At 70.5% G+C, this 9,976-nt stretch carries 11 protein-coding genes; all 11 read right to left on the reverse strand.

Annotated elements, in window-relative coordinates:
- The coding region (gene cobA, locus NBW84_RS08175) for a uroporphyrinogen-III C-methyltransferase (protein WP_250283255.1) at positions 1-868 on the reverse strand (868 nt) is incomplete at its 3' end.
- Positions 869-1,225: 357 nt separating this feature from the next.
- Positions 1,226-1,897, reverse strand: a complete 672-nt coding sequence (locus NBW84_RS08180; protein ID WP_250283257.1) for a phosphoadenylyl-sulfate reductase — start codon at positions 1,895-1,897, stop codon at positions 1,226-1,228.
- Entirely contained in the window at positions 1,897-2,199 is a 303-nt protein-coding gene (locus tag NBW84_RS08185) for a hypothetical protein (protein ID WP_250283259.1), read from the reverse strand. The genes NBW84_RS08180 and NBW84_RS08185 overlap by 1 nt, the downstream gene beginning before the upstream one ends.
- A complete protein-coding gene (locus NBW84_RS08190; protein WP_250283261.1) occupies positions 2,199-3,971 on the reverse strand; it encodes a nitrite/sulfite reductase in 1,773 nt (590 codons plus the stop codon). Before NBW84_RS08190 ends, NBW84_RS08185 begins: the two co-directional genes overlap by 1 nt.
- 102 nt (positions 3,972-4,073) lie before the next feature.
- A complete protein-coding gene (locus NBW84_RS08195) occupies positions 4,074-4,268 on the reverse strand; it encodes a putative leader peptide (RefSeq protein WP_250283263.1) in 195 nt (64 codons plus the stop codon).
- Between the two features lie 502 nt (positions 4,269-4,770).
- On the reverse strand, positions 4,771-5,202 hold the full coding sequence (locus NBW84_RS08200; protein WP_250283264.1) for a response regulator transcription factor: 432 nt from the start codon (positions 5,200-5,202) through the stop codon (positions 4,771-4,773).
- Positions 5,203-6,142: 940 nt separating this feature from the next.
- Positions 6,143-6,997, reverse strand: coding sequence for a menaquinone biosynthetic enzyme MqnA/MqnD family protein (locus tag NBW84_RS08205; protein ID WP_445548550.1), 855 nt, complete (start codon positions 6,995-6,997; stop codon positions 6,143-6,145).
- Positions 6,998-7,305: 308 nt separating this feature from the next.
- The gene (locus NBW84_RS08210; protein ID WP_445548547.1) at positions 7,306-7,674 is read right to left on the reverse strand and encodes a hypothetical protein; all 369 of its coding nucleotides are present in this window, start codon (positions 7,672-7,674) and stop codon (positions 7,306-7,308) included.
- Between the two features lie 56 nt (positions 7,675-7,730).
- Positions 7,731-8,078: a hypothetical protein gene (locus NBW84_RS08215; protein ID WP_250283266.1), complete on the reverse strand. Its 348-nt coding sequence runs from the start codon at positions 8,076-8,078 to the stop codon at positions 7,731-7,733.
- A gap of 30 nt (positions 8,079-8,108) precedes the next feature.
- Entirely contained in the window at positions 8,109-9,257 is a 1,149-nt protein-coding gene (gene mqnE, locus NBW84_RS08220) for an aminofutalosine synthase MqnE (protein WP_250283285.1), read from the reverse strand.
- Between the two features lie 225 nt (positions 9,258-9,482).
- On the reverse strand, positions 9,483-9,692 hold the full coding sequence (locus tag NBW84_RS08225; RefSeq protein WP_076843070.1) for a BldC family transcriptional regulator: 210 nt from the start codon (positions 9,690-9,692) through the stop codon (positions 9,483-9,485).
- Positions 9,693-9,976 lie beyond the last annotated feature (284 nt).

Consider the following 9,976-nt stretch of genomic DNA (forward strand, 5'->3'; position numbering starts at 1 on the left):
TGCCGCTGCCATTGCCGCTGCCGTTGCCGCCGGTATCGCTGGGGCCGGGACCATGGTTGCCGCCGTCCGGCCACGAGAGGATTCGGGGTGCCGCGTCGTGGCGGGCCGCGACGTCGCCGATCACCACGACGGCTGGTGATCGCACGCCCCGCGCGACCGCGTCGACCACGACCGTGTCGAGAGTGCCGCGCACGACCCGTTGCGCCGGCGTGGTGGCGCGTTCGATCACCGCGACAGGCGTGTCGGGTGACCGCCCGCCGTTGATGAGGGCCGCGGTGACGTCGGCGAGCCTGGCGACCCCCATCAGCACGACGATGGTCATCCGGGACGCGCCGAGCGCCGCCCAGTCGACGGTGGAGCCGGGATGCCCGGGTGGCAGATGACCGGAGACGACCGCGACGTCCTGCGCGACACCACGGTGGGTGACCGGAATACCGGCATACGCGGGGGCCGCGAACGCCGAGGTCACCCCCGGGACGACCGTGCACCGCACCCCCGCCAGCCGGCATGCCTCCGCCTCCTCGCCGCCACGGCCGAGCAGGAACGGATCCCCGCCCTTGAGCCGGACGACCGTGCGGCCCGCGAGCGCCTGTTCGACCAGCAGGCCGTTGATGTCCTCCTGGCTGCGGGTGAGCGCGCCGGCACTCTTGCCGCTGTAGATGATCTCCGCTTCAGGCCGGGCATACCCGAGCACATCGGTGGACACCAGGCGGTCGGTGACGACCACGTCGGCCGCGGCAAGCAGTTCCCGGCCACGAACGGTGAGCAGCCCCGGATCGCCGGGCCCCGCCCCGACCAGCCAGACCTCCCCCGCGCCCCGCGCCGTGACGTCCCCCGTGGCCTCCCCCGCGCCCTGACCCTCGTTCATCCCTGCGACGCTACCGCCCACGCGCACGCCGCACCCGCGGTCGAACCCGACCGAACCCGTAGGTGACAACCGTCGTACCCACAACGTTTTTCACCTACAGCCGCGGAAGCCGTAGGTGAAAAAGGCTACCGCGACAACGGTTTCCACCTACGGCTCCCGCCATGACCGGCGTCGACGGCTTCCAGCCATCAGGTTCCAGACGTCGGCTTCCAGCCATCAGGTTCCAGGGGCAACCGCATCAGCAATCCACAGCATTGGTTCGATCAGCGGCTAATTATGATCCACATACAAGGCAGGCGGTATCGCTCGACTACCACGGAGCGCCTCGACCGGTCACAGGATCGGAGGAAGAAGGGCTCAGTGGATGCCGCATTCGGTTTTGGTTGAGCCGGTCCAGCGGCCGGCGCGGCCCTGGCCGCGTTCGGTGCACGGCCAGCAGCCGACCGAGTCGTAACCGTCGGAGAGCAACGGGTTGACGATGACGCCGTGCTCCTGGACGTAGCGCTCGACGTCCTCGTCCGTCCAGGCCGCCAGCGGGTGGATCTTCACTTTGCCGCGGCGTTCGTCCCAGCCCACGGCCGGCAGGTTCTTACGGCCGGCGCTCTCGGCCCGGCGCGAGCCCGCCGCCCACGCCTGGTAGGGGGCGAGCGCCCGGTCCAGCGGCACGACCTTGCGCATGCGGCAGCACTGGTCCGGGTCGCGCTCGAACAGCCTCGGCCCGTGCACGGCGTCCTGACCGGCCACGGTGAGCTGCGGAGCGACGCTGATCAGCGGCAGGTCGTAACGGTGCCGGACCGCGTCCCGGGTGCCGATCGTCTCGGCGAAGTGGTAGCCGGTGTCGATGAACACCACCGGAACGTCCAGCCGGATCCGGGAGAGCATGTCGACGAGCACCGCTTCGGCCATGGACGCGGCGACGACAAGCCCGCTGCCGAACTGCTCCACCGCCCAGCCCAGGATCTCCTCGGCCGGCGCGCCCTCCAGTTCGTCACCGGCGCGTAGGGCCCGGGCCCGCAACGTGGCGTTCATCAACGTCTCTCCTCCACTGCCACGGCCGCCGCCGCGGCTGCTTGTTCCCCCCGCGTAGCTGCGTCTTCTCCCCGCGCAGAGGACTGGACGGTACCGGCAGCAATGCCGGCGGAAAGCGGTGGCACCGCGACCGCGAGCGCGGTCATGCTGAGCCGGAACGCCCGCCGGCAGCTTCCGCACGACCACTGGCCGTGGCCGGAACCGGCGGCGGCGTCCCCGGCCGTCTCGGGCGGCAGGTAGGGGACGAGGTCCTCCTCGCCGCAGTACGGGCAGTAGAACGGGACCGAGTGCGCGCCGGCCATCAGCCGCCGCCGTGGCGCTCGCCCGGCGCGTCCACGCCCGCCGCCGAAGCGGCCCCGCCGGCCGCGCCGGCACCGGCTCGTACGGACGCGACGAAGAGCGCGGACTCGTCCACCCGTTCCACCCAGTCCGCGAAGGACTCGCCCTCGCCGCGGCCCGCGGAGTAGGCTCGCAGCAGGCCGTCGACGTAGTCGACGACCCCGGCGGAGGTGACCTTCAGCCCCCGGGGCTTCCGGCCGAGCCGCGACCGGGTGCCGAGATGACCGCCAAGGTGGATCTGGAACCCCTCGACGAGCTCCCCGGAGGCGTCCGGCACCAGGGAGCCCTTGAGCCCGATGTCGGCGACCTGGAAACGCGCGCACGCGTTGGGGCATCCGTTGACGTGGATGCCGATCGGCTCGTCGAAGTCCGGCAGGCGGCGCTCGAGCTCGTCGATCAGCGAACCGGCCTTCCCCTTGGTCTCGACGATGGCGAGCTTGCAGAACTCGATACCGGTGCAGGCCATGGTGCCGCGCCGGAACACGCTCGGCCGCACGACCAGGTCGAGTGCGGTGAGCTCGGCCTCCAGCTCGTCGGCCCGGGCCGGATCGACGTCGAGGATGACCAGCTTCTGCGTGGTCGTCGCCCGGATGCGGCCGGCGGCGAAACGGTCGGAGAGGTCCGCGACCGCGGCCAGTGTGGTGCCGGTCAGCCGCCCGGCGCGGGGTGCGAAGCCGACCGCGAACCGGCCGTCGCGCTGCCGGTGGACGCCGATGTGGTCGCGTCCCTCGTTACGCGGCGGCGCCGGCGGCGGGCCGTCGGGCAGCGCCGCGGTCAGATACTCCTTCTCCAGGGTGGCGCGGACCCACTCGGGGCCCATGTCGGCGACCAGGAACTTCAGCCGGGCCCGGGTGCGCATCCGCCGGTAGCCGTAGTCCCGGAACAGGCTGGCCACAGCGTGCCAGACCTCGGCGACCCGCTCGGGAGCCACGAAGGTGCCGAGCCTGACCCCCAGCTTCGGGTTGGTCGACAGGCCGCCGCCGACCCACAGGTCGTAGCCGGCACCGAGCTCGGGGTGGACGACCCCGACGAACGCGATGTCGTTGATCTCGTGCAGCGTGCAGTGGTCGGCGCAGCCGGAGATGGCGCTTTTGAACTTGCGCGGCAGGTTGCTCAGGGACTCGTCGCCCACGTACCGCCGGACGGTCTCCTCGATCGCCGGGGTGGCGTCGATGACCTCGTCGCCGTCGACGCCGGCCAGCGGGCAGCCGAGAATGACGCGGGGGGTGTCACCGCACGCCTCGGCCGTCGTCATCCCGGCGCCCTCCAGCGCCGCCCAGATCGCCGGCACGTCCTCGATGCGGATCCAGTGCAGCTGGATGTTCTGCCGGTCGGTGACGTCGGCGACGTCCCGCCCGTAGCGGGTGGAGATCCCGGCGATGACGCGGAGCTGGTCGCTGGTCAGCCGGCCGCCGTCGAGGCGGATGCGCTGCATGAAGAACGGCGCGTCGAGATCCTCGGGCTCCAGGACGGCCGTCTTGCCGCCGTCGATGCCCTCCCTGCGCTGGGTGTACAGCCCCCACCAGCGGAACCGCCCCCGAAGGTCCTGCGGGTCGATGCCGGCGAAGCCCGTGTAGGGGTAGCGGTTGAGGATCCGGTCCCGGACGGCCAGGCCATCCTGGTCCTTCTTCATCCGCTCGTTGGGGTTGAGGGGCTCCAGGTGGCCGAGCGCCCACTGGCCCTGCCCCTTCGGACGGGACGGGCGCGCGGAACGGGAACGTGCGGGGGTCGTCATCGAATCTCTCGCAACCGTGTGCGGGTGCGCCGACAACAGGCCGACAACATCAACATGTCGACAGGATGCGGTGGCGCGGCGGAAAGGTCAGCGGCGGAAAGGTCAGATGTGGCGCGGACAGACCGCGCTGGCGACCCTGAGCAGGTCGACATGCAGGCGCGCGACCAGCCCGAAGTCGACCAGGGCCGCGGAGTCCGCCGAGGCGCGGCCGGCGGATGTGAAGCCGGCCCACGCGGGACCCGAGCCGAAACCCGTCATGCCTGAACCGGTCAGACGGAGATCCGGGCGCGCGGTCACGGGCCCATGCTTTCACATCGGACGCCCGTAAGACAGCGAATGCACCCAGCAGCAGGATAAAATTACGGAGCGTTCAAAATTTGGATGGATGACGGCCGGCGGACCCGTCCCGATTTCATTGTTCAGTGGACCGGTGGATAAACAGGCCAACGGCAATAAACAGATCGACCGGCCGGACGGGTCGCGGCCGGACGGTGATGCCGATGGCCCGGCGCGGGAACGCCACCTGGGCACCGACGGCGGGCCTCACCCTACGACCTCACGCGAGCCGCGGCCGAGCCTCACGCAAGCCGCGGCCAGGCCACGCTCCGGCGCGGGACCGGCCAGCCGGCTCGGCACGGGAGCGCCGTCTGACAGCGACAGCGGGCCTCGTGCGAGCCGCGGCCGGTCGACGGCCCGATGCGGGACCGGTCAGCCCGGCCGCCCGCTGGGCCGAGGGCGCACCCTGGGCCGGGGGCGCGTTCTGGGCCGGCTCGGGCCGGCTCCCGGGCCGGTCGATGGTTCAGCTCTGGGCCGGCCGGCTCGCGACGGTCCGGACCGGAGCGCGTCCGCACACGTCCCGCAGGCGGTCGACCAGGCTGTCAACGGCGAGCCCCTTCTCGATCAGGGCGTGCGCGCCGAGCGCCGAGGCCTGTTCGCCAAGAGCCCGCTCGGAGAAACCGGTGAAGATGACGACCCGGGCCCGGGGCGCCGTCCGGCGAATCACGGGTAACGCCGCGAGGCCGTCCATGATGGGCATGGCGACGTCGAGTAGGACGAGGTCGGGGTCGGTGCGCGCCACGATCTCAATTGCCTCGGCCCCGTCCCTGGCCCGGCCGACGATCACGAAATCGGGCTCCATGTCCAACAGGAGACAAACGAGATCGCGTACGCCGTCGGCATCGTCGGCCACCACGACGCGGACGGCATCCTGCGCACCCGGCTCTCCGTCCATATCCGACGTTCTACGCCGTGCCGGTACCACCCGCCCATCGTCATTCAGGATGGTTTCCGGAGCTAGCCCCCCAGCGAATCCCCCAAAAGGAGGACAGCCGTCTGCAAAGGGAGGGTGGTCATCGCCACCGGACACCCACAATCACACCTGTTCATAATCGCGAAACGATGCGGAAGGACTGTGCGTGGATTGTCATCGATGTCCGGCCGGCGGCAACACCGATGACGGCTGCCGGTAACCTTCGGCCACCCGAGGCGACGGCTCCGACGTCGGTCGTCGTACCGGCCCGCGGCCGGCCCACCCGTGCCAGCGGGGTGTCCACGGCGCCGCGCCCATCGGGCCTGCGGGGCCCAGGGGCCGGTGGGGGCCCATAAGGGCTATGTCCGCGTGCACCCACCCGCGAGGCCGGCCGGCCGCCTGTTCCGGGGCGGCCCCGGCAGCGCCATGTCCGCGTGCGCCCACGCGCAAGGTGCCCGGAGCAGGCCGCCGATGGCGGGACGCGCGGGTGCCCGGAGGCGCCCACGCGAGCCGCCCGCAGGCGGCTCTGCCGATGGCCAGGCTGATTGTGTCCGGATGCGCCCACACGCGAGATCCTGGCTGTTCGAGCGCACCGAGCGGCGCGAACGCCAGCCCGCGCGAACTCCTGGCCCGGCATCCACGGTGCCCTGTCCGTCGGTGGAGCCGCTCTCCGGTTCTGACCAGCAGGCCACGCCCCGGTCCTGACCAGCAGGGCCACGCACCCCCTCCGGAGGCGGCGCCGGAAAAGACGGAACGAGCCGTCGCCGATGACGGAATATATCGTTATGAAAAGAACGCCGTGTCACCGTGGGCTGCGGGACACATCATGATGGACGGCGACCGGTGCGGCACCGTAAATATGTACCCGCCCGTGCCGGTACCCGTTCGGCCGTTCGTACCCGCCCGTGCCATCCACCCGTGCCTATCCACCGGCGAACAGCACGTCCACATCCGCTGGGACGGCGTCGCGGGCCGCCGCCCGCCGGGCAAAAGCCGTTATTCCCGCGAGCTGACGCCTCCCCAGGGAGAAATCCAGCGTGGTGAAGTACCGCGTCAGCGTCGCCACGTCGAAAACCTCCCAGCGCGCCGCGTGCCGGGCCACGGCGTCCACCTGGCGCAGCGCGAGATCGAGGCTGCCCCGGAAGGCGTCGTGCACCTCCTTGACCACCCCCGGGTAGGCCTGGGCGAAGTCGCGGCGCGCCGCCCACACCGCGAACACCATCGGCAGGCCCGACCAGTCCCGCCAGGCTGCGCCCAGGTCGACGACATGCAGCGGATGCGCGTCCCCGGCGTTCTCGGCGTCATAGGTGGCCCGCAGGGCCACATCGCCGATCAGTACGGCGGCGTCGGCCTCACGCAGCATCAGGGGAAGATCGGGAGGCATGACCGTGTAGGCCGGCCACAGCCCCAGCCGGTCCTCCAGCAGCATCTGCGCGAGCAGCACACTCGTCCGTGACGTCGAGCCCAGGGCCACCGACCGGATCCGCTCCACCGGCACGGCGCTGGCGAGCACCACCGACAGCACCGGGCCGTCGGAGCCGACCGCGATGTCCGGCAGGACGACAAGCTCGTCGGCGTGCCGCAGGTACTCGACCAGGCTGATCGGGCCGATGTCGAGATCGCCCGCCACCAGTGCCTCGTTGAGCCGGTCTGGAGTGTCCTTGGTCAGTTCGACGTCCAGTACCGCGCCGGAGTTCACCAGGCCCCAGTAGAGCGGGAGACAGTTGAGAAACTGGATGTGGCCGACCCGCGGCCGCCTGAAAACGGACGCCGGCACGGACGGGACCGACACCGGCACGGCGGGCACCGGCACGGCGGGCTGCGAGCTCTGAGTCGGCAGCGACGGCGGCACCGTGTGCCCGGCCTCCTGACTGGCCGCCTGCGTGACATCGCTGGCCGCCTGCGTGACATCGCTGGTTATTTTCGTGACCTCAACGGCCGCTTGCGTGACATCGTACCGCTGCGTAACGTCACTCTGCGGTACAGAATCGTACTTTTCGGCGATATCAGGCTGGGATGCGACGTTGTGTTCCCGGGTGGCGTCACGCTTTCTCGCGGAGTCGTGCTCCCGGGATGGCTCGCTGGTCAACGCAGCCAGCCGCGTCGTTGCTCCAGGGCATCGAGCACCGCCCGGCGCTGGCGGATCGCCAGCGGATAGCTCACCAGCCCGCTGAGGACCAGCGCGACGGCAAAACCGAGCAGCCAGTGCAGGCCCACGAGCAGCACGACCACCAGCACGGCGGCGAAGATGACGGTCCGCAAGGCGAAGTAACGGGCGTTGATGGCGAGCAGCCCCGGCCCGGACGGCCCCGCCCCGGGCTGCCCTGCCCCGGACGGTGACGGCCCGGACGACGGCGCCCCGTACGGCGACGATGATCCGTACGGCGGCAGCCCGGACGACCGCTGGCGCGATGCCCATCCTCGCCCGCCAGCCGTTCGCTTACGAAGATCCATAAATCCTCCCGGTCCCCGTACCGTTCTGTGGCCGGCGGCCGTCCCGCCGACGGCCGTCATCTCGACCGGCGGGCGCGCCGAGGTACCCAGCCGAGACGCTGCAGCAGGGACGGATACAGCCCCAGGCAGACGAACATCACCAGCAGGCCGAGCAGGCCGGCCGGCCCGATCGCCAGGCCGGCGAACCGCAGCAGCGCGTACGCGGCCACCCCTGGCAGCAGGATCGCCAGGAAGGCCAGCGTGAAGATGGAACCGATCCCCGCGGATCCCTCCGGCAGGACACGGCGCGCCGACGGAGCCGGCCGCGGCACCTGGCCGTCCCGGCTGTCCGGCCGGTCATCCAACCGGTCACCATCCATGATCACACCGCCTCCGGCCGAGCTCTGGGTCTTCTTGGCGTCCATCTTGGACGTTGGTGTCTTCTTGGGCGCCGATCAGGCGCTGATCTCCTGGGGAAGGTCCCGGCGGGTAGGGTCGGGGCCGTCGAACTCGCGGATCACGCGATACCGGGTGTCCCGCTCCACCGGGCGGAAGCCGGCGTCCCTGATCACCTCGAGCAGGTCCTCCCGGGTCATCGTGTCCGGCGTCCCGAAGCCGTCGGCGTCATGAGTGATCTTGTATTCGACGACGGAGCCGTCCAGGTCGTCCGCGCCGAAGTTCAGGGCGAGCTGGGCGGTGGTCAGGCCGTGCATCACCCAGAAGCACTTGACGTGATCGACGTTGTCGAAGAGCAGCCGGGACACCGCGAACGTCTTCAGCGCCTCGGCCCCGGTCGCCATCGGCTGGTTCATGAGCCGGTTGCGTGGGTCACCGGCCGCGTCATGCTGGAAGCGCAGCGGGATGAACACCACGAACCCGCCGGTCTCGTCCTGTAGCTCGCGCAGCCGCAGCACGTGGTCGACCCGGTGCCGCGGCTGTTCGATGTGGCCGTAGAGCATGGTGGCCGGCGTCCGCAGGCCCTTGGAGTGGGCCAGGCGGTGGATGCGCGACCAGTCCTCCCAGTGCGTCTCGTGGCCCACGATGTGCTGGCGGACCTCCCAGTCGAAGATCTCCGCCCCGCCTCCGGTCAGCGACTCCAGGCCGGCGTCGATCAGCTCGTCGAGGATCTCCGCCGCGGGCAGGCCGCTGATCTTCTCGAACCAGTGGATCTCGGTGGCCGTGAACGCCTTGAGTGCCACCCCCGGCAGCGCCTTCGACAGCTCACGCAGCGAACGCGGGTAGTAGCGCCACGGCAGGGTGGGATGCAGGCCGTTGACGATGTGCAGCTCGGTGATGCCGGCAGGCTCCATCGCTCTGGCCAGCCGCACGGCCTCTTCGATGCGCATCGTATACGCGTCGGCCTCGCCCGGTTTGCGCTGGAACGAGCAGTAGGCGCAGGATGCCGCGCACACGTTTGTGAGGTTCAGGTGCCGGTTGACGTTGAAGTACGTCGCGTCCCCGTTCTTGCGGACGCGGACGGAGTGCGCCAGCTCCCCCAGCCAGGCCAGCTCGTCGCTGGCGTAGAGCGCCTCGCCGTCCGCCCGGCTGAGCCGTTCGCCGGCGTGTACCTTCGACTCGATCTCCCGCTTGAGCCCGACGTCCATAAGCACGAGGGTAGTCCCGCCCGGCGCGGCGTCCCGCCGACATGTGACCCGTGGCGCCTCGAAGCCACGGGCTATGGGCACGGGCCTGCGACCCACGCGGCCGGCCCGGGGACCGAGCCGGCCGTGCCCGGTTGGGCCAGCGGGACCCGCCGGAAATCCCACCGGACACGGCGGCTTGGTGGCCAGATGAGCCAGGTGGCCAGATGAGCCAGATGGGCCGGGTGGCTAGGCCAGGCTGTCTCCGGGCGAGACGCCGGCGAGGAGTGCGCGGACCTCCGCCTCCTGGTAGCGCCGGTGGCCACCGAGGGTACGGATCGAGGTCAGTTTCCCGGTCTTGGCCCAGCGGGTCACCGTCTTCGGGTCGACCCGGAACATGCTCGCCACCTCGGCCGGTGTCAGCAGAGGAGCGGATTGTGGTGTTGGTGTCGTTGTCATGGAGCCTCCTGTCACAGAGCGTTGACAGTCAATATACAGAAGGTTCTTGCTTCAGTGGTAATTCGGGCGTGACACATCGGGGTCATGTGGTGACTAGTCCGCTCACGTCCGCATGAGTGAGAACACGTTCAGTGACCAAACGCCTGCGAGGATAATAGGGAGGAGATCATCACGGCGCACGACCAACCACCGCTTCCGCCGGCTGTCAGCTCCCCCAGCCACCGGCTCCCCCAGTCACCGGCTCCCCCAGTCACCGGCTCCCCCAGCCGTCGGCTCCGCCAGCC

This window comes from Protofrankia sp. CiP1_Cm_nod2 (genome assembly GCF_920664355.1).
Lineage (GTDB): Bacteria > Actinomycetota > Actinomycetes > Frankiales > Frankiaceae > Protofrankia.

Coding starts and splice junctions, on each gene's coding strand:
- NBW84_RS08180 (WP_250283257.1), bottom strand. CDS start 1,897: ATGAACGCCACGTTGCGGGCCCGGGCCCTACGCGCCGGTGACGAACTG.
- NBW84_RS08185 (WP_250283259.1), bottom strand. CDS start 2,199: ATGGCCGGCGCGCACTCGGTCCCGTTCTACTGCCCGTACTGCGGCGAG.
- NBW84_RS08190 (WP_250283261.1), bottom strand. CDS start 3,971: ATGACGACCCCCGCACGTTCCCGTTCCGCGCGCCCGTCCCGTCCGAAG.
- NBW84_RS08200 (WP_250283264.1), bottom strand. CDS start 5,202: ATGGACGGAGAGCCGGGTGCGCAGGATGCCGTCCGCGTCGTGGTGGCC.
- NBW84_RS08210 (WP_445548547.1), bottom strand. CDS start 7,674: ATGGATCTTCGTAAGCGAACGGCTGGCGGGCGAGGATGGGCATCGCGC.
- NBW84_RS08215 (WP_250283266.1), bottom strand. CDS start 8,078: ATGGACGCCAAGAAGACCCAGAGCTCGGCCGGAGGCGGTGTGATCATG.
- mqnE (WP_250283285.1), bottom strand. CDS start 9,257: ATGGACGTCGGGCTCAAGCGGGAGATCGAGTCGAAGGTACACGCCGGC.
- NBW84_RS08225 (WP_076843070.1), bottom strand. CDS start 9,692: ATGACAACGACACCAACACCACAATCCGCTCCTCTGCTGACACCGGCC.